Origin of the sequence: Streptomyces sp. NPDC096323, assembly GCF_040302845.1 — a bacterium.
In the GTDB taxonomy this organism is placed as follows: domain Bacteria; phylum Actinomycetota; class Actinomycetes; order Streptomycetales; family Streptomycetaceae; genus Streptomyces.
Map to the genome: position 1 here is coordinate 30,685 of NZ_JBEOSI010000001.1, position 18,854 is coordinate 49,538.

At 69.8% G+C, this 18,854-nt stretch carries 15 protein-coding genes and 1 pseudogene; 8 read left to right on the top strand and 8 right to left on the bottom strand.

All coding sequences use genetic code 11. The features are described from left to right. Positions 1 to 53: 53 nt before the first annotated feature. The 5 genes and pseudogenes from ABTX18_RS00140 to ABTX18_RS00160 all read right to left on the bottom strand — a co-directional run bounded on the left by ABTX18_RS00140 (position 54) and on the right by ABTX18_RS00160 (position 4,041). Positions 54 to 1,040, bottom strand: coding sequence for a hypothetical protein (locus tag ABTX18_RS00140; protein WP_352120444.1), 987 nt, complete (start codon positions 1,038 to 1,040; stop codon positions 54 to 56). A 173-nt stretch (positions 1,041 to 1,213) separates the two neighbouring features. After that, positions 1,214 to 1,486, bottom strand: a pseudogene (locus tag ABTX18_RS00145) (diaminopimelate decarboxylase); the annotation flags it as partial. A gap of 117 nt (positions 1,487 to 1,603) precedes the next feature. Beyond that, the gene (locus ABTX18_RS00150) at positions 1,604 to 1,978 is read right to left on the bottom strand and encodes a VOC family protein (RefSeq protein ID WP_352120445.1); all 375 of its coding nucleotides are present in this window, start codon (positions 1,976 to 1,978) and stop codon (positions 1,604 to 1,606) included. Positions 1,979 to 2,381: 403 nt separating this feature from the next. Then, on the bottom strand, positions 2,382 to 2,720 hold the full coding sequence (locus ABTX18_RS00155) for a thioredoxin family protein (protein WP_352120446.1): 339 nt from the start codon (positions 2,718 to 2,720) through the stop codon (positions 2,382 to 2,384). 181 nt (positions 2,721 to 2,901) lie between these two features. Next, entirely contained in the window at positions 2,902 to 4,041 is a 1,140-nt protein-coding gene (locus tag ABTX18_RS00160; RefSeq protein ID WP_352120447.1) for a PucR family transcriptional regulator, read from the bottom strand. Positions 4,042 to 4,127: 86 nt separating this feature from the next. Here ABTX18_RS00160 and ABTX18_RS00165 point away from each other — a divergent pair, with 86 nt between their 5' ends. Continuing rightward, complete coding sequence (locus tag ABTX18_RS00165; protein WP_352120448.1) at positions 4,128 to 5,195, top strand: ferredoxin reductase; 1,068 nt, start codon at positions 4,128 to 4,130, stop codon at positions 5,193 to 5,195. A gap of 7 nt (positions 5,196 to 5,202) precedes the next feature. After that, positions 5,203 to 6,321 carry a fatty acid desaturase family protein gene (locus ABTX18_RS00170; protein ID WP_352120449.1) on the top strand — a complete coding sequence of 373 codons (1,119 nt, stop codon included), beginning with the start codon at positions 5,203 to 5,205 and terminating at the stop codon, positions 6,319 to 6,321. A gap of 407 nt (positions 6,322 to 6,728) precedes the next feature. Here the strand turns inward: ABTX18_RS00170 and ABTX18_RS00175 are convergent, their stop codons facing one another. Both ABTX18_RS00175 and ABTX18_RS00180 read right to left on the bottom strand, forming a co-directional pair. Further along, complete coding sequence (locus ABTX18_RS00175; RefSeq protein ID WP_352120450.1) at positions 6,729 to 9,512, bottom strand: helix-turn-helix transcriptional regulator; 2,784 nt, start codon at positions 9,510 to 9,512, stop codon at positions 6,729 to 6,731. Between the two features lie 289 nt (positions 9,513 to 9,801). Further along, a complete protein-coding gene (locus ABTX18_RS00180) occupies positions 9,802 to 10,419 on the bottom strand; it encodes a TetR/AcrR family transcriptional regulator (protein ID WP_352120451.1) in 618 nt (205 codons plus the stop codon). 153 nt (positions 10,420 to 10,572) lie between these two features. On the opposite strand from ABTX18_RS00180, the gene ABTX18_RS00185 reads away from it, so the two are divergent. The 4 genes from ABTX18_RS00185 to ABTX18_RS00205 all read left to right on the top strand — a co-directional run bounded on the left by ABTX18_RS00185 (position 10,573) and on the right by ABTX18_RS00205 (position 14,516). After that, complete coding sequence (locus ABTX18_RS00185) at positions 10,573 to 11,433, top strand: enoyl-CoA hydratase/isomerase family protein (protein ID WP_352120452.1); 861 nt, start codon at positions 10,573 to 10,575, stop codon at positions 11,431 to 11,433. Positions 11,434 to 11,852: 419 nt separating this feature from the next. Beyond that, complete coding sequence (locus tag ABTX18_RS00195; RefSeq protein WP_352120453.1) at positions 11,853 to 12,020, top strand: hypothetical protein; 168 nt, start codon at positions 11,853 to 11,855, stop codon at positions 12,018 to 12,020. Positions 12,021 to 12,086: 66 nt separating this feature from the next. Further along, the gene (locus ABTX18_RS00200) at positions 12,087 to 13,001 is read left to right on the top strand and encodes an MBL fold metallo-hydrolase (RefSeq protein ID WP_352120454.1); all 915 of its coding nucleotides are present in this window, start codon (positions 12,087 to 12,089) and stop codon (positions 12,999 to 13,001) included. 21 nt (positions 13,002 to 13,022) lie between these two features. Further along, complete coding sequence (locus ABTX18_RS00205; RefSeq protein ID WP_352120455.1) at positions 13,023 to 14,516, top strand: carboxylesterase/lipase family protein; 1,494 nt, start codon at positions 13,023 to 13,025, stop codon at positions 14,514 to 14,516. A 155-nt stretch (positions 14,517 to 14,671) separates the two neighbouring features. Here the strand turns inward: ABTX18_RS00205 and ABTX18_RS00210 are convergent, their stop codons facing one another. Beyond that, complete coding sequence (locus tag ABTX18_RS00210; RefSeq protein WP_352120456.1) at positions 14,672 to 15,037, bottom strand: DoxX family protein; 366 nt, start codon at positions 15,035 to 15,037, stop codon at positions 14,672 to 14,674. Between the two features lie 60 nt (positions 15,038 to 15,097). Here ABTX18_RS00210 and ABTX18_RS00215 point away from each other — a divergent pair, with 60 nt between their 5' ends. After that, the gene (locus ABTX18_RS00215) at positions 15,098 to 15,982 is read left to right on the top strand and encodes a LysR family transcriptional regulator (RefSeq protein ID WP_352120457.1); all 885 of its coding nucleotides are present in this window, start codon (positions 15,098 to 15,100) and stop codon (positions 15,980 to 15,982) included. 625 nt (positions 15,983 to 16,607) lie between these two features. After that, positions 16,608 to 18,845, top strand: coding sequence for an FUSC family protein (locus ABTX18_RS00220; RefSeq protein WP_352120458.1), 2,238 nt, complete (start codon positions 16,608 to 16,610; stop codon positions 18,843 to 18,845). Positions 18,846 to 18,854 lie beyond the last annotated feature (9 nt).

Here is an 18,854-nt window from a genome sequence, read left to right on the forward strand (position 1 = left end):
GGCAGTCCGGTGTGGGAGAGGCGGCAGAAACGGGAACGGGGAGGGGCCGGCGCTCAGGCGCGGCGGTGCCGGCGGGCGAACTGCTTCTCGGGTTCCGCGAAGTAGGTCCAGGGCCACTCGGTGTAGGCACCGTCGAGTTCCTTGAAGACGCGCCCGACTGTGTGGCCTTCACCTGCGAGCGACAGCGCCATCGCGAACACGTTGAAGTCGTGCTGCCATCCCGGACGCCGCGCGTAGGCGGGGTGGAGGACGCTGTGATCGGCGGCGCTGCGCAACTCGGCCTGGATCGCGGGAGTCCGCAGACACGACGCGTCGTCCGACTCGACCCAGTCCTCGATGTGCGCCATGGCGACCACACAGCCGATCCGGTCGCCCTGCGGAGCACGGGCGAACGCGTCGCGGGCGAACGCCATGGCCTCGCCCGGCTCACCACCCCAGCGGGGCTGCAGCTGCGAAACCCATTCGATGTGCGTCTCCAGGTCCAGCGGGGCCCGGCGAAGAGCGGCCTCGAGCCGGGTCTCGTTGACGACTTTGCCCAACGACATGCCACGGCCCGAGGTGAGCAGCCTGCGCCACGGCGTGACCCAGTCCGGCCGCAGCTCGGCCGCCTCGAACAGCTGCTCCTCGGCGGTGTCGAGGCGCTCGTGGAAGATCCGCCACTGCTCCTGGGTGACGTTGACGGCCCGCGCACTGGTGCGCGCCTCCCAGCCCCAGCTGATGTGGCGCGTCCCCGATATCAGCAGAGCCGTCGCCCGGTGCTCCTCGTCCTGCTCCACGGCCCGTCCGATCCAGTCCTGCACACCGTCCAAGTCGGCCAGCTCACCCAGCACCTGGTGATCGCTGCCGAGATCGAAGGGCCCCAGCGCCGCCTTGACCGCCTCCCAGTCCCCCGCCCCGGCCGCCTCGACCAGCGCGAGCACCCGCGCGTCCCCGAGCGCGCGCAGCGTGTACATCCCGTTCCTCTGTCTGCGCGGCACGGGAAGGGCATGCGGATCAACCGCCGGTCTCTCGCCACCCCTGCCGAAAAGCTTGCCGAACATGCCGCGCCCTCCCCTGGTCCCGCGTGATCGTCCGGTGCAGCATAAGGGGCCACCTCGCCATCAATTCCACAGGGTATTCACGGTTGCTTCATGAATCCGGTGCAGGCCGCGCCGACCCAGGGCGCACGGCGGTTCCAAGAGGGGCGGGCCCGCGCGACGTCGCCCCGGACGGTTCACAGGCCGACGTCGCGGCCGTTGATGTCGGCGAGGGACTCGCGCCGTATCAACAGCCGGCCGCGGCCGTCGTGGACGGCGACCACGGGCGGGCGTCCGACCGCGTCGCAGCTGGACGCCGTGGATCGATGGTGGGCACCCGCCACCGCGATGGCCGCCCGGTCGCCCGGGTGGCCATCGCCCGGGAGGGCCGCGTCGGCGGCGAGTGCGGGCGCCGTACAACACAGGCCGCGGTCGCTCATTGCGCCGTCCACCGCCACGAAGACGCGGTCGCATGCGGCGGCGCCCTCATGTCATGAGTGCGGCGCCCGCAGCGCGCTGAGCGGTCTCGGGGTGCCGGCAACCGGCGGGCGCGGCCTCAGGCGCCTGAGAGAAAGGGAGAGAAGCCTTCAGGATCCGGGGAGGAAGAGACAGAAGAGGTGACCATGGGGGTCGCGCAGGACCCTCACACCCTCCTGGGGCTGGTGCTCCTCCACGGTCGCACCCAACGCGCAGGCTCGCTCGGTCTCCGTAGCCAGGTCGTCGACCTGCAGGTCCAGGTGCGCCTGCATCTGCTGGGTCTGCGGGCGCGGAGGCCAGACCGGTGGCGTGTGGTCGGCCTCCATCTGGAAGCTGAGGCTGGGGCGCTCCTGTTCGGGAGCCCTCAGCCGGACCCACTCCGGCTCCCGCTCGGCCTCCTGCCATCCCAGGAGGGCACGGTAGAAGTCGGCCAGCGCGGGCGGATCGGGAGTACCGAGAACAATGGCACCGAGCGTCATCGTCATGCCCCCACTGTGCCCCTGAGATGTGCCCTCATGCATCTGCGGGCTTCTACGGCCACGTGCGGGGCACAGCATCGGTGGTCGCAAACGCCCGCACCGTCCATCTGCGTGGATGCGGGCACAGGGGAGGCATATGCCGACCTCGGCAAGGTCGGCGCGAAGAACGTGACCGTGAACGAGGACCGCACCTCGGCCTCGCTGCGGCTCCCGCAAGGGTGGCGCCCCGCATCAGCCTGGGGCCGGCCTTCCCCGAGGTCGTGGCCGCGACCGGGCGACTGCCGAACGCGACCGCGATCGACTGCGTTGCCGGACCTGCGGGGACGATTCAGCCCCACAGTCTCCGAGGCGGCGCAGCTCCCGTGGACGAGACACGACGGGCGTCGCGACCGCGTGCCGCAGAGGCCGCTCAGAGGTGGCCGTCCAGGAACTTCCGTACCTCGGTGATGGTCGTGGGCCCCATGCCGTGCGCCACCGCCTCTCCCTCCTTCAGCAGGACGTAGGACGGGGCTCCGGTGATCCCGTATCGCTCGGTTGCGGCCGGACAACGCGTGATGTCGGCGCGGACGGCCGTCAGGCGGCCCGTGTACTCGTCGGCGACAGCATCCACGACGAGGTCCATCACCCGGCAGGGCTCGATCGCCTTGGGCCATGTCCCGGTGAAGTACGCGAGGACCGGAACTCCGCTCATCCCGAGGATGAAATTGAACTCCGCGTCCTCACGCGGTCGGTGAACCCGCTTCGTCATGAAAGCTCCTGACCTCACGTTCCGTCATTCCCTCCCCATCATCCCTCGCGCGGTGTGCCAGGCCGGCCCGGTCACTCGTCCGGATGACCTGTCGGAAGGGAAGGGAGGCACGGGGCCGTCGCGGAACCCCGATGGTCCCGGCGCGAGCGGCCCGGCCGTCGTGGCGCGGTCGAAGTCCGCGTCAGCTGACTTGAAAACCGAGCGCCAGCGTCAGCTCAAGGACCCGGTGTGGCGTTGCGAGATCCGGAAACAGCTCCCGCAGCTGTGACATCCGGTACCGGACGGTCTGGGGATGGACGAACAACGCCGCCGCCACCTCGTCCCGCCTGCCCTGGTGCAGCAGCCACGCCCGCAACGTCTCCTCCAGCCGCCGCGCGGTCGCGACAGGCAAGGTCCGCAATGGTGCGAGGGCTCGGGTACGGAGGTCCGCGAACGCGTCCGCGTCGGCGCTCAGCACCAGTTCGGGCAGGTGGTCCTCGGTGTCGCAGATAGCAGAGGACAGGGACCGCGCGCGTACGGCTCGTGCGTACGAGGCGGACGCACGAGTCCATGGCCGGGCCGGTCCGACCACGGCGGTGCGGTCCGTCAGCTGCCGCAAGAGATGTGATCGGTCGGCATCGGGGACGAGCAGCACACCGGTGGCATCCGGCAGATCGTCGAGGAGGAGAGTGCTCGGGTCGAGCGCGCGGTAGGCCGGCCGGGCCTGGGCGGCGGGCAGCAGGACCGCGGTCAGCGTTACCGGAGGCTGCCACCCGGTCAGTCGAACAGAGGCCAGCAGCACGTCCGGGCTCGCGCCGGCGAGGAGGTCGCGGGCCAGGTGCTCCAGGTGGCGCTCGTGGGCCCGGCCCCGGGCGGCCAGTTCGTCGGCGTGGCCAGCGGCGCTCGCGGCGGAGAGCTCGTCGATATAGGCGAAGGTCAGCTCGGCGAACTTGGCGACCTCGGCGGCGGGCAGACCTGCCGGTACGGCACCCGCTGCCAGGCCTCGCCAGGCCACGCGGGCGCCGACGCGGTAGGCGCTGAGCAGAGCGTCCATCGAACGGCCGTCGCGCACCTCGCCGCGGCCCAGCTCGTAGGCCGCCTCACCGGCGTCGCCGCCCGTGGCCTTCCCGCTCGCGAGGTCCAGGTAGTGCCCCAGCGCGGTACGGACGGCTCGGCGGATGGTGACGCCCATGCGGCCCGAAAGGGCGTTGGCGTAGGGAGGGACCTCGTCGATGATCGCCTGGACGACCTCGTCGGCGGTGGTCTTCAGCGCGGCCCGTAGCGCGGTGACCGTCGTTTCATCCAGGGCCAGCTCACTGGCCCTCCGGACTGCATGGCTCACGTTTTGTTCCCTGCGAACAATCTCGCCGATCAGATTCACGTCTTGCGGTCAGGACTTTACTCCTTGAGGCACAGCAAGCTGGAGTCATGATGAGTACAGCCCTCCGCAGCAGGGCGTGGAAACTGCTGGAGATGGTCACGACACCGCTGCTGCCGTCGGACTACCTCGACCTGGTCAGTCCGCTGCGTGCGGGCGCTGACCTGCGTGGGCGCATCGAGGCCGTGCACCCCGAGACGGGTGACGCCGCGACTGTCGTGATCAGGCCGGGGCGGGGCTGGCGCGGCCACTCAGCCGGTCAGTACGTGCGGATCGGGGTCGACGTCGACGGGGTGCGCCTGTGGCGGGCCTACTCCATCACCTCGCCGACGAACCGTCGGGACGGCCGCGTCACGATCACCGTGAAGGCGATCCCGGACGGCAAGGTCAGCAACCACCTGGTCCGCAGGGCGAAACCGGGCACGCTGATCCAGCTCGACCAGCCGACCGGTGACTTCGTACTGCCCCAGGCCAAGCCCGCCAAGGTGCTCTACCTGACGGCCGGCAGCGGCATCACGCCCGTGATGGGCATGCTGCGCGACACCGAGTTCGACGACGTCGTCATGGTCCACTGCGCGCCACAGCCGCAGGACGTGATCTTCCGCAACGAACTGCACGACCTGGTCGCGGACAGGAAGCTGCGGCTCACCGAGGTGCACACCAACACGGACGGCATCCTCGACATCGCCCGTCTCGACGAACTCGTGCCCGACTGGGCCGAGCGCGAGACCTGGGCCTGCGGGCCCGCGGGCCTGCTGGACGCCGCCGAAGAGCACTGGACGGAGCACGGCGTACAAGGGCGCCTGCACACCGAACGCTTCCGCCCCGGCATCGTCGTCGCCGGCGACGGCGGCGGCGGCGGCGGCGAGGTCACCTTCAGCGCCACCGGCAAGACCGTCGACGCGGACGGCGCCACGCCGTTGCTGGACATCGGCGAGGAGGCCGGCGTTCTCATGCCCTCCGGGTGCCGCATGGGCATCTGCTTCGGCTGCATCACGCCGCTCAAGGCGGGCGCCGTCCGCGACCTGCGCACCGGCGAGATCACCGAGGCCGAGCCGGGCGTCCTCATCCAGACCTGCGTGTCCGCCGCGGCGGGCCCCTGCGACATCGAACGGTAGGAGCACCTTGACCGCCATCGACCCCACCGCCCACCTGACCGCGGAGCAGATCGAGGAGCTCGGCCGCGAGCTGGACGCGATCCGCGACGAGGTGATCGCCGGCCGCGGCGAGAAGGACGCCGCCTACATCCGTAAGGTCATCTCGGCGCAGCGCAAGCTCGAGCTGGTCAGCAGGGGCGTACTGCTGTTCTCGATCTTCCCGCCCGCGTGGCTGCTCGGCACCGCCGGTCTGTCCGTGGCGAAGATCATGGACAACATGGAGATCGGCCACAACGTCCTGCACGGCCAGTGGGACTGGATGCGGGACCCGAAGATCCACTCCACCACCTGGGAGTGGGATCACGTCTCGCCGTCCGAACAGTGGAAGCACTCGCACAACGAGCTGCACCACACGTACACCAACGTGATCGGCAAGGACAACGACCTCGGCTACGGCATCATGCGCGTCGACGAGGACCAGAAGTGGCACCCGTTCCACCTCGGCCAGCCGCTGTGGAACTTCATCAACGCCTGCTTCTTCGAGTACGGCATCGCAGCGTACGATTTGGAACTCGGCAAGAACCTGCCCAAGGGACGCCGCACGAACCCGGAATTCCACGCGCGGGCCAAGGCCGTGGGCCGCAAGATCCGCAAGCAGGTGCTCAAGGACTACGTGATCCACCCGCTGCTGTCGGGCCCGTCGTTCCTCACCACGCTCGGCGCCACGTTCACCGCGAACCTGGTCCGCAACATCTGGACCCACTCGGTGATCATGTGCGGACACTTCCCCGAGGGCGTAAAGGTCTTCGAGCGCCGGTCGATCAAGGGCGAGACGCGCGGTCAGTGGTACCTGCGCCAGATGATGGGCTCGGCGAACATCAGCGGCACCAGAGCCATGCACTTCATGACCGGCAACCTGTCGCACCAGATCGAGCACCACCTGTTCCCGGACCTGCCGAGCAACCGATACGCCGAGGTCGCGGTGAAGGTGCGCGCGCTGTTCGAAAAGTACGAGCTGGAATACGTCACCGGCCCGCTGCCCAAGCAGGTGTTCTCCGCGTGGCACAAGGTCTTCCGGCTCTCGCTGCCGAACAAGAAGCCCAAGGTCAGGACGCCGGACCGCGACCAGGAACTCGTCGCGGCCTGATCCCGGCTTCGGTTGCTCGCGCGGCGCGGCAACGGCCGGCGCACTTCGTGGCGGGTCCGCGACCGCGCGTACGCCGCGCACGGCGACCGCCACCAGCACGTCACCCTCCGGACCGCCCCCGGCCGGCCTTCCACCTGGCCCAGCGGGGTGGCGACCTGACTGTCTGGCCGCACACCCGGCGCCGTTCGGCCTGACAGGACTCGCACATCATCGGCGTGCGGGTGCCCCGATCTCTTCGGGTGCCATGTGGGAATCAACAATCCGCGGGGCTGGGTTGTCACCCGCCGCCGTTGCTCCCGTTTCCGTGGACGAGCGCTGTCGGGCGCGGCGCCTTGTCGTTGGTGGCGCTGTTCCGGATCGGTTCGCGGCGTAAGCATCGAGTGTCCGGTATAACGGGGAAACGTCACTCAGCCCTGGACGCCGGTACCCGACAGGATGCCTTCGACCACGTCGCGGAGCTGTGAGCGGGCGGTGATGCCCAGCTTGGGGAACGCCCGGTAGAGGTGCGAACCGACCGTGCGCGGTGAGAGGAACAGCTTGTCCCCGATCTCACGATTCGTCAGACCACGGGCCGCCAGCTGGACGATCTGCTGCTGCTGGGGGCTGAGTTCGGCAAAGCCACTGGGCACGACATCGGCGGCCTCGATGCCGGCGGCGCGCAGTTCTGCCTGTGCCCGCTCGACCCACGGCCGCGCGCCCAGCCGCTGGAAGGTTTCCAGGGCGGCGCTCAGCAGCGGACGGGCCTCGGCGATTCGGCGCTGCCGCCGGAGCCATTCCCCGTAGTCGAGCTGTGTCTGCGCCCGTTCGAACGGCCACTGCTCACCTGCGGGTTCCTCGAGCGCCGCGCGGAAGAACGGCTCCGCGTACTCGGGATCCGCCAGCAGGGCACGGCCCCGGTCGATCAGGGCGCTCACGCGTGCCGACATGCCTGTACCGAGGCGCCGCGCCGACCGTTCGAGCAGCTGTGTGGCGTGCTCCCGCCGTCCTCGGCGGACGGCTGCCGCCGCCAGTTCGGCCAGGACGGTGTAGGAGGCGTGGTAGTGGACCGGATCGCCGTCGTCGGTGAACGCGGAACGAAACTGCGTGTACGCGGTGTCGTAGTCTCCCTCGGCCACGGCCGCCATCCCGAGGGCCCGACGCGCGAAGACCGCGACGGAGCGGCTCTCCAGTGGATCGACGAGAGCCAGGGCTCGTTCGGCGAGCCGGCGTGCGGTGGCCGGGTCACCGAGCAGGCCGACCACGGTGGCGTCGAGTGCATAAGCGCACGCTTCGGCGTGGTCGAGTCCGGCCGACGATGCCATGGCCGCGATGTCAGTCGCCACCGAGCGCGCCTCGGCCCATCGGCCCTGCTCCAGGCGGGTCCAGCCGGCCGCGCATCCCAGTCCGTCCGGGAGCCGTCCACGGGCCTGCCACTGGTCGAACGCCTCGTCGAAGGTCCTGGCGGCGAGGGTGGTCTGGTCGAGCAGCCAGGCAATGATGGCCAGCGCGGTCAGGCGACTGGCGTCGCCCTTGGCCTTGGCGATGAGCCCGGGCAGGGCCGGTGTGAGGAGGGCTCCTGCGCTGCTGGGGTCGGAGACGGCCAGTACCCAGGCGCGCAGTGGCGCTCCGGCGGCATCGTCGGGCATGCGGGAGAGCAGGTTCTGGATCTGTCGCTGTTGGGACTCATCGCCCGAGTAGTAACGGACCACCGCCGCCGCGGCCAGCACGTCGAGAAGGAGGGGCGACCGGGCGTCCGCCGCCTCGTCGGCAACACGCATGAGCAGGGCGAAGGCGGCTGTGTGACGGGGGCCCAGGGACATGAGCTGTCCGGTGGCCAGTGCGGCCCTGCCCAGCAGTGCCTGGTCGTCGGTGCACTCGCGGACTGCGGCAGCCAGGTGTTCCACCCAGCCGAGTTGACCGGTGAAGACCGCGGTGGCAGCGGCTTCGGTCAGAAGACGCGCCCGGTCCTCGCGGCGCGGGCTGAGTTCCGCGGCGCGCTCCTGGGCCGCGGCGGCCGCGGCGAAGCCACCCCGGCGCCGGGCCCGGTCGGCCGTCTGCTGGAGGGCGTCCGACACGTCCTGGTCGGGGCGTACGGTCGCGGCGGCGAGGTGCCAGGCTCGGCGGTCGGGCTCCTCGCGCAGCAACTCCGCGAGAGCGCGGTGGGCCCGGCGGCGTTCCTCGAACGACGCGGCATGGTAGACGGCGGAGCGGACGAGCGGGTGACGGAAGGAGATCCCGGATCTGTCCTGGCGTACGAGACCCGCCCGGTCCGCGGGTACCCATGCCTCGTCGTCCGCCTCGGGAAGTCCCACGGCCGCCGCCGGTGCGTCCGCCGCGTCGGCGGCCGCGAGCAGCAGCAGGATGCGGCGGGTCGGTCCCGGCAGGTCCGCCGCATGCCCCGCGAAGATCCGCTCCAGTCGGTCGGTGACCGGCAGCGGGCCCTCCATGCCACCGCCCTCGGGGCGCCGGATCGCGGTGGCGTGGGCGAGTTCCACCAGGGCCAGCGGGTTGCCGGCCGCCTCCTCGAGGATCCGTACCCTGGCCCGGCCGGTGGGCGGCGTGGGCTGCCGGTCCAGCAGCTGGTTGGCCGCCTCAGCGTCCAGCGGGCCGAGTTCGAGGCGTTCGTATCCCTTGTCGAAGCCGGGCAGCGCGTCCGCGGTGCGGACTCCGACCAGAAGCGTGACGGGTTCGCTGTCCATGCGTCGTGCCACGAAGGAGAGAACGTCCAGTGATCCGCGGTCGATCCACTGGGCGTCGTCGACCACCACCAGCAGCCGGGCGGTTTCCGCCAGGTCCGACAACAAGGTCAGGACCGCCAGACCGACGAGCATTGTGTCGGGAGTCTCCGCACACTCTTCGAGCCCCAGGACGGCTCGGAGCGCGGAGCGCTGCCGCGACGGCAGTCCCTCCGCTTCAGCGAGTACAGGGCGCAGCATCTGATGGAGACCGGCGAATCCTAGGTGGGCCTCGGATTCGCTCCCCACCGCCCGCAGCACTCGGCCACCCGCGCCCCGTGCACGATCGGCCGCGAGGTCGAGCAGCGTGCTCTTTCCGGCACCGGGGTCACCCGTGACGACCAAGACATCGCTGTGGGACCGGTCAGTGCCCACACGTCGGATGATTTCTGCGATCTCGGTTTCTCGGCTCACCACCGCCGGACCGGAATTCCGCGTCGAGCTCTGGTCCCCACCAGCCCTTCCATCGTTTTGCACGGATGCTCCAAGGAATCGAGATACCCCCCGAGCGTGGGGGTACGGCGGCAGAGGTATCGAACCCGCTCAGAGCACTCAGAGCGTAGTCGTCGGAACTGGGCGCAGACCCACATGGCCGAACCTCGGCCCCGCGTGGCTGGGCGGGACACCATCCGCTTCGGCCGGATCGATACCCCATCCCTGCACTCGCGGCCGGGGCTGGATTCCGACGACGCGATCACCGCCGCCGCCGGGTCGACCACTCCTTCGGCTGCTTCGGCACCGCCGAGGGACCCGCCGCCTCGGCCATTTACGACGCAGCTTCCGTCTGCTGGCATGTCGGGGCCGCGAAGGCGGCGAACGCATCGTCCAGCAGTTCGCCGAGGTCCTCTTCGCCGTCGCTCGCGCTCCATTGCCCGAGGACGATCCACAAGCATTCGAGCGCCGCGGCTGCGCGAACGTTGGCGATGACCGATGAGCCGACGGCCCCGGCGGCTGTCTTCTGCAGCCGGGCGACGATCTCTGGTCGCCATTCAGCCTGCTTCTCGCGGAGGCGTGCGCACAGGGCTGGGGTCTGCTCGATGAGGCCGAGGATCGTCACGAGTTCCTGAACGTCTCGTACAAGGAACGTCACGGCTGACTCCAGCGCGTTGCGCAGCCGGCTCCAATCGTCCCGGTTGGCCCGCTCGGCATCGAGCGCGTCAGTGATGACGTCACCGACAGGGTCGAAGACGAACAGGACCACGTCTTCCTTGGTGCCGAAGTAGCGCAGGAAGGTGCTCCGCGACACCCCGGCGGCTTTGGAGAGGTCGGCGAAGGTGACCTGGTTGAAGCCGGTGAGGCAGAACTGGTTGAACGCGACGCGCGCCAGCTCTGCTCGCACCGCGTGGCGGCTGATCTCGCGGGTACCGACTGGCGCTGCACTCATGGGGACGAGTGTACTCTCACGCACTCGCTTGCTTCTTCGGGTACAAGTTCCTAACCTGACACTCAGTGTCAGGCGCGATGCCGAGATTCGCACCACTGCCCTCAGCCGGCGGCCCTGTGACGGGCCGTCCCTTACCGCGATACGGAGCACCTCATGAGCTACGAAGACCTTCCCGCCCTGACGATCGACGTCTCGGAGGGGGTCGCGACGGTGACGATCGATCACCCGCCGCTCAATCTGATGGACGCGGTCCTCCTGCCGTCACTCCGGGCATTCGTCGCGCGTGTGCGGGACGACGCCGACGTCCGCGTCATCGTCTTCGAGAGTGCTGACCCCGAGTTCTTCGTTGCGCACGGTGACATGGCCTACCTCACCGACCCTGACGCGCTGCCTGCAGCCACTCGCGCTGCGATCGCGGCCGCACCGGGCTCGGCCATTCCCGAGGGCTTGAACATCCTCCAGGCGATGAGCGAGGAGGTCCGCTCGCTGCCGCAGGTCACCATCGGCAAGCTGGCGGGCTTCGCGCGCGGCGCGGGCAACGAGTTCTTCATGTACCTGGACATGCGATTCGCGGCGATCGGCAGGTCGGGGCAGGGGCAGCCGGAGTCCTTGATGGGGATCCTCCCCGGAGGCGGCGGCACGGTGAACATGACGCGCCTGGCAGGAAGGGCCCGAGCCCTGGAACTCATCCTCGGCGCCGAACTCGTGGGCGCGGAGCTCGCGGAACGGTACGGTCTGATCAACCGTGCCCTGCCCGCTGCGGAACTCGATTCCTTCGTCGACACCCTCGCCCGACGGATCGCCGGCCTGCGGCCAGAGGTGATACCCATGACCAAGGCTGCAGTCGACGCGGTCGCGCAGCCGATTCCGCGTGCGGCATACGCCGTCGAGAACGAGGGCCTGTTCGCGGCGTTCGGCGATGAGGTCACCGAGCTGGCCCACAAGCTGCTCGCCGCTGGTATCCAGACCCGCGAGGGCGAACGGGACCACGAGCGCATCGCCAACAGCATCTGAGTGGCCAAGCTGTCGGCTTCCGTGCGCGGAGGCACCGTGAGAAGGTCCCTCAGGCCGTTGCAGGCAGGCGCGTTGTCGAGTGGTCAGGTCGACTACCCTGGTTCGCCGGGCCTTTGGGAACCGAACCGGTTGAAGCCCTGAAAACGGCGGGCTGGTAAGTGGACAGCGCAAGTAGCCCCGAGCTTGACAGCGCTGTTCGGCCGCGCGGACAGGCACAAGGTAGGTGGCCGAGCGGGCACAGGTCCCGTTGATCATGGAATTGCTTACGCTCTGCGATCACCGAAGAGACCTGTGCCTGCGCTTCCGTCACGGCTGACCGAGCCGCTCCCGGACCCGTTCGCGGTCCTGCTGCCCGCGCGGCCGGAATACCACCCGGACCATCCATTTGGCTGCCTCCGCACCTGCGATACGGGGCAGTGGTGACCGCATGGGTCGTCTTCATCAGGACCGAGAGCACCGGCGAGGTGCTGCTCCGAAGTGCCCGGCGGCTGGCGGGCACTGGCCACGGCGTGGTGTTCGGCTACAGCCTGGCCCGCAAGAGGAAACACCCGGTGCTCAGAGCCGTACGCACCGGTGCAGTCACATGACGGATACCGCGCCCGTTGGAGCCGCTCGTACGGTTGGGTAAACCTTCCGAACTCCAAGGAAATCACGTGGAACAAATCACGCTCGGCAACGTCTCCATCACCCGCGTATGGGAATACTACGGGTCCGTCGAAATGGAGCCCCACGCCTTCTTCCCGGAAAGCTCGCAGGAAGTCTGGAAGGCGGGCGTCCACTGGCTTGCCCCGCATTTCCTGGATTCCGAGACCAACACCGTGAATTCCGCGATCCAGACCTGGCTGCTGCGCAGCGGAGGCAAGACCATCCTCGTCGACACCGGTGTGGGTAACCACAAGGAGCGCCCGTACGCGCCGGTCTGGAGCCACCTGGAGACGGACTTCCTGGCCAACCTCGCCCGGGCCGGCGTCCAGCCGGAAGACGTGGACATCGTGATCAACACGCATCTGCACATCGATCACGTCGGCTGGAACACCTACCTGGACGAGCGGAGTTGGGTTCCCACCTTTCCCAACGCCACCTATCTGATGCCGAAGGACGACTTCGACTTCTGGAACCCGGCAAACGGCCACCAGCCGCTGCCCGGCCGCGGCAACCAGAACGTCTTCGAGGACAGCGTGGCCCCGGTGCACCAGGCCGGCCAGACGCTGCTGTGGGAGAACAGCCACCAGATCGACGCCGACCTGCGCCTGGACGCGGCTCCCGGACACACCCCCGGCTCCTCCGTGCTGACCCTCAGCTCCGGGACGGACCGCGCGGTGTTCGTTGGTGACCTGCTGCACAACCCGGTGCAGATCGTCGAGCCGGACGCCAACAGCTGCTTCTGCGAGGACCCCGCGGGCGCTCGCGCCACCCGCCGCAAGGTGCTGGGCTGGGCGGCCGACAACAACGCGCTCCTGATCCCCGCGCACCTGGGTGGTCACGGCGCCGCCGAAATCGCGCGTAACGGCAACACGTTCGACATCAAGGGCTGGGCGCCCTTCGCCCCGTACTCCGAACAGGGCTGACACCCCCCGAAAGGCATAGCTGTGAGCCACGAACCCGAGCCCGTCGTCACCACCGCACAGGGAGCCGTCCGCGGTGTCCGCCAGGACGACGGCACCGCTACTTTTCTGAACATCCCCTACGCCGCTCCTCCGATGGGCACCGGCCGGTTCGCCCCGCCGCAGCCGCACGAGCCCTGGGACGGTGTACGGGATGCCACCGCGCCCGGCCCCACCGCCCCGCAGTCCGAGCGGAAGCTCGGCAGCATCGACATGGCCCCCTACTTCGGCGCCGGCTGGAGCCGTGGCGAGGACTACCTCACCGTCAACGTCTTCCAGCCCACCGCCGCGGACAGCGGTCTGCCCGTGATGGTGTTCGTCCACGGCGGCGGGTTCGTCGCCGGGTCGACGCGGTCCGCGCTGTACGACGGTTCCGCCTTCGCCCGCGACGGCGTCGTCCTGGTCACACTCAACTACCGGCTGGGCATCGCCGGTTTCCTCGACATCCCCGGGGCGCCCGCCAACCGCGGCCTGCTCGATGTCGTCGCGGCGCTGCGCTGGGTCCGGGAGAACATCGCCGTCTTCGGCGGTGACCCGGACAACGTCACCCTCTTCGGCCAGTCGGCCGGGGCGACCGTCGTCGGCGGCGTCCTCGCCACCCCTGAGGCCGCGGGCCTGTTCCGCCGGGCGATCGTGCAGAGCGGCAGCGGTCTGGGGGCGTTCACCTCCGAGCAGGCCGCCCGTGTCACCAAGGCCGCGGCCGAGGAACTGGGCATCGCGCCGCACGCCGACGCCTTCGCGGACATCTGCGACGAGCGCCTGGTGGAGGCCGCATCCCGGCTCGCGGGCATCGACCTGCGGACCGAGACGCACCACGATCCGCTGATCGGCCTCAGCCCCTTCAGCCTGGTGCTCGACACACAGCCCGCCGTATCCGTCGGCGCCGGCCTGAGCGCCGATGCCGATCTGCTCGTCGGGATCAACACCGAGGAGGGAAACCTCTACCTGGTCCCGGTGGACAAGTACGCCACCTCGACCGCCGGCGATGTCGACGATACGGCGGCGCGCTCGCACCCGAAGCCCGCGCAGCTCGTGGAGACGTACCGCAACACCCGCCCCCGGGCGTCCTTCGGTGAGCTGCGGTCGGCCATCATGGGCGACGCGCTGTTCGGCGCGGGCAGCTGGGCCCTGGCCGGCGCACATGCCGCTCACCCCCAGTCCGCCACGTTCAGCTACGAGTTCGCCTGGCGCTCCCAGGCCCTGCGCGGAGACCTCGGCGCCACCCACGCGATGGAACTCCCCTTCGTCTTCGACATCGCGGAGCTTCCGCAGCTGGCGGGTGAGGGCGCCCTGCTCGGCCCCGGCAAGCCCCCAGCGGACCTCGCCGCCCGCACGCACGAGGCCTGGATCCGCTTCGCCAGGACCGGCAACCCCGGCTGGGACCAGTACGACGCCACACGCCGGGCCACGATGCACATCGACGCCGAGTGGACCCAGGTCGACGACCCCCGCAGCCAGGAACGACAGGCCTGGACCTGACCCTCTCGCACAGCCCTGTGCGCCCTTCCGTCAAGGACACACCATGACAACCGTCATCACCACCGAGAACGCACCCACTCCGACAGCCCCGCTGTCCCAGGGCATCCGCAGGGGCCCGATCCGGGTGTTCTCATCGAAGTTGAGCGGTGTCGCCCTCAAGACGACACGGCCAACGCCAATGAGGCGACGGCGGTGGCGACGTAGAAAGCGGGAAAAGCGAGGTTGTAGAGCACGCGGGCGCGCAGATGGAAGGCGAGCGCGCCCAGGTAGAGCAGGACGAGACCGCAGGCCGCGGCGGCACCGAGGGGACGCAGTGCCGCGTCGAAGAGGCCGAGGAGGAGGCCCGCCGCACCGGCCAGCTTGAGGGCGGCCAGCCGGGGCAGCCATGATCGGGGCACACCCACCTGCGCCGAGTTGGCCAGTACGAAGCGCGCCCCGCCAAGGTCGGCCGCGGCGATACCGACGTTGACAGCGGCGGTGAACAAGGTGACGACGAGGAATGCTAGCTGGGTACCGGTCATGCCTTAAGGGTCCGCGGGCGCTTCGGCGCCGTCCAATACCTGCTTCTATAACCTGGTGGCATGGACGTGGACACGCGCCTGCTTCGGTACTTCACCGCAGTGGCGGAGGAGGGCAGCCTGACCGGGGCTGCGCAAAAACTGTTCGTCTCGCAGCCCGCGCTGACGAAGCAGATCCGGCGCTTGGAGGACGGTCTCGGGGTGCCGCTCTTCGCGCGTTCGCGGTCCGGGATGGTGCTGACCGAGGCCGGTCGAGAACTCGCCGCGCGGGTGCCCGCGCTGCTGGAGGGCTGGGATCAGGCGGTAGAGGCAACCGGCCGGGCGGCGCGGGTGCTGCGCCTGGGTTTCCTGGACGCGGGCGCCGTGGGCGCTGTCCACGAGGTCATCGCCGAGTTCCGCCAGGCGCAGCCGGAGTGGCGGGTGGAACTGCGTCAGTTCGACTGGTCGGACGCGAGTGCCGGCCTGGCCCGGGGCGAAGTGGATGCGGCAGTGGTGCGTTTGCCGTTTCCGGGGCAGGAGGGGCTGAACGTGCGCGAGTTGTTCGTCGAGGAGCGCGGGGTGCTCATGCCGGCTCGACATCCGCTGGCGGACAGCGAGACGGTGGAGTTCCGGGAACTGTGGGACGAGCCCTTTGTCGCGGCCGGAGCCGAGAGCGGAGCCTGGAGGGAACACTGGCTGGCGGCCCAGGAGCGAGAAGGGCACCCGGTCCGGGTCGGCGCCGTCACCAGCCGTCCCGATGAGTGGCTCGCAGCGGTGGCTTCCGGCTGCGTGGCGCTGGCCCCGGCGTCGGCGGCCCGTTTCTACTCCCACCCGGACGTGGTGTTCCGTCCGGTCCGCGGGATCTCACCGAGCCGGGTCGGGCTTGCCCGGCCAAGGGGCCGGAGACCCGCCGAGGCGGCGCTGGATGAGCTGCTCGCGGCCATCGCGCGGCGGCTGAGCAGGAGCTGACGACGGGGCCGATGGACCGCCGGCACGCTGCCCCAGCCCGGATCGGCGCCGCTCTCGGCGGCAGCCGCGATGGAAAGGGCCCGCCCAGCACCGACGCACGGCATTGACCGACACCCTCGCCTGGCGGCTCGTCACTGACACCCCTCGCTGACACCGATCGGGGTTCTCCACGGCTCCCACGTGACGTGCGGGTCGCCGGCGGTGTCGTGGACCCGGTCCCTGGCCGTGGCCCTCCTGGGCCAACCTCCCTGATCCGGCAGCCTTCACATGCTGAAGCGCTGCCTCACGACACAAAGTGGAAGACCATGACCATTGCGCCCTTCTTCCTCGTGCCCGGCAGCGAGCCCGAGGACGACGCTTCCCAGAGCGCCGTCGGTGAACTGACGACCGGACAGGACCACTCATCCCCTGAACCCCGCACCCCTTGGCCGCCCTCCGGACTCTGCGGCACGCTCCCGCCGGCGACGGTCATGTCGAGAGCGGGCCGAGCCGCTCCGGAATCTGCCGGACGCCGACCCGTGATCGTCCTCCGGCCCTTCGCCGTGCGATGCTGAACGGAGGGTGGATCATGGCGGTCAGCGGGCGAAAGTGCAGGGTGAGGGCAGTGCGGCGGCGGGGCGGGGCCATGGTGTGGGATCGGTTCGCGGCATCGGATCCGGGGCTGCTGCGGCTCACGGCCGGGCTGCGAACCGTGTCGGCGATCGCCCTCACTCTGGTCGTCCTGGCTCTGTTCGACACGGGGGTCACGTACATGGTCGCCGGTGCGATGACAGCCATGACCTCCACTTTCGCGATCAAGGACAAGGGGGTACGCGACCAGGCGGTCACCCTCGGACTCGGTCTGCCGGTCGCTCTCGTCGCGATGTCGCTGGGCCCGCTGCTGGCTTCGCGGATCGTCGTCGGCGACCTGTTCTTCGTCGCCCTCATCTTCGGCGCCGTCTACTGCCGACGCTTCGGCGACCGAGGTACGGCACTCGGCCTCATCTGCTTCCAGATCTACTTCCTTTCCCTCTTCGTCGGGGCCGCGACGTCCGCCCTGCCGACGCTCTTGCCGGCGGTGGCCGTCGGGTTCGGCTGCAGCGCGGTAGTGCGTTTCGGTGTCGTACCGGAAACGCCCTCACGCGTCCTGACGCGACTGCGCGACGCCTTTCGAACTCGGCTCGCCCAGCTCGTCGCCATGCAGATCGACATGCTCGACGCGGGACCCGAGCAGTTGGAGAAGGTGCTCGACGACATGCGGCGGCGGACGGCGCGACTGCACGAGGCCGCGCTGATGATCCAGGGCCGTCTTGAGGAGGGCACGCGGGACGCTGACGAGGCGGCTCTGCTGCAACGCCGGGTCGCCGACGCCGAGATCGCCGTGGAACGGCTGGGGATGCTTCTGCTGAACGCCCGCAGTGCCGAGAGCGCGGACACCCTCACCCTTCATCTGCCGCACGCGCCCGTGCCGCTCACCGATGACTGGAGGCCTGCCGAGGACGACGCGACCATCGCCCTGCGCAGGGATCTCAAGGCTCTGCACCTGCTGGTCAGCCGGCCCGCGTCGCGCGACGGGGGCACAGCAGTGGCCCATATACGCAACCGGCTGCTCGGCTACCGTGACGAGGAGAGGCTGCCGCCCGCACCCGCGGGCATACAGGACGCCTTTCGCGGCATCGGTGAGGCCGCCCGGTCCGTCCTGGGCCTGCGCCTCGCACTGGACGGCCCGCAGGACGAGTCCGACGACTCCCCGGCGACCACGCGTTCACGCGAGGAATTCGACGCGGAGGACATCGCGCTCGCGTCGGCTGGGAAGCCCGACGCCGTGGATGACCCTGGTGGACTGCGGCGTCCCACCACGAGGGCTGCCTTCCAGGTGGCCGTCGGCTCAGTGCTGGCCATGATCGGCGGTGAGCTGCTCTCCGCCCAGCGCTGGTACTGGGCAGTGCTCACCTGCTGGGTGGTCTTCCTGAACACGGCTTCCACCGGCGAGATCCTGGTCAAGGGATACCGGCGGCTCCTGGGCACCTTCCTGGGCGCCGTCGCGGGTGTCGCCTTGGCGGGACTGGTCGGTGGCCACACCGGGCTCTCGTTCGCGCTGGTCCTCGTCTTCATCTTCGCGATGTTCTTCACGGCACCGCTGTCGTACGCGGTCATGTCCTTCTTCGTCACGGCCATGCTGGGCCTGCTGTACACATTGCTGAATTCGTACAGCTTCGATGTGCTGGTGCTGCGTATCGAGGAGACCGCCATCGGCGCCGCATGCGGGGTCGTCGCCGCCCTCCTGGTGCTGCCTGTGCGCACCGACCGCCGCACCGACGAGCTGCTGGGGACGGTCCTTGAACGGCTGGGTGACGTCGTGTCGGCAGCGGTGGAACAGCTCAGCGGCGGGCCCGCCTCCGACCTGCTCAGCAAGGCCCGCAGTCTGGACACTGCTCTGGACGAACTGCGGGACTCCACCAGCCCGCTGACCCTTCCTATCACTCCCCTGCGCGGCCGGCGCGAGACCGTCCGCTACCTGGTGGCGCTGTTGGAGACGTGCGCCTACCACGCCCGCTCGCTCGCGGCGACCGCCGAGCTGGTCCCGCACAGCAGGACCGTCGCGGCCGACCCCCGCCTGCACGGGGCCGGGCAGCGGATCGCCCACAACATCGGGGTACTCGCGGCGTACGTCGAGGACGAAGGGGCCGCGGGCGAGGTCGAGTCGGGTGCCACCATCGCCTCGACGCTCCGGGACGACGGTTCCGGCACGCAGTCCTCGGGAACGGTGACCTCCCGCGTGCTGCGTCACCTGCAGCGTCTCGACGAAGGCGTGGTGGGGCTCGCCCGTCCCCTGGCCGTGCCTGTCGCCGAGCGGGCCGAGGCCAGGACCGAGCGCGGCTGAGGGGGCCTT

Coding starts and splice junctions, on each gene's coding strand:
- ABTX18_RS00165 (WP_352120448.1), top strand. CDS start 4,128: ATGATGAGTACAGCCCTCCGCAGCAGGGCGTGGAAACTGCTGGAGATG.
- ABTX18_RS00185 (WP_352120452.1), top strand. CDS start 10,573: ATGAGCTACGAAGACCTTCCCGCCCTGACGATCGACGTCTCGGAGGGG.
- ABTX18_RS00210 (WP_352120456.1), bottom strand. CDS start 15,037: ATGACCGGTACCCAGCTAGCATTCCTCGTCGTCACCTTGTTCACCGCC.
- ABTX18_RS00220 (WP_352120458.1), top strand. CDS start 16,608: ATGGTGTGGGATCGGTTCGCGGCATCGGATCCGGGGCTGCTGCGGCTC.
- ABTX18_RS00140 (WP_352120444.1), bottom strand. CDS start 1,040: ATGTTCGGCAAGCTTTTCGGCAGGGGTGGCGAGAGACCGGCGGTTGAT.
- ABTX18_RS00215 (WP_352120457.1), top strand. CDS start 15,098: ATGGACGTGGACACGCGCCTGCTTCGGTACTTCACCGCAGTGGCGGAG.
- ABTX18_RS00180 (WP_352120451.1), bottom strand. CDS start 10,419: ATGAGTGCAGCGCCAGTCGGTACCCGCGAGATCAGCCGCCACGCGGTG.
- ABTX18_RS00150 (WP_352120445.1), bottom strand. CDS start 1,978: ATGACGATGACGCTCGGTGCCATTGTTCTCGGTACTCCCGATCCGCCC.
- ABTX18_RS00155 (WP_352120446.1), bottom strand. CDS start 2,720: ATGACGAAGCGGGTTCACCGACCGCGTGAGGACGCGGAGTTCAATTTC.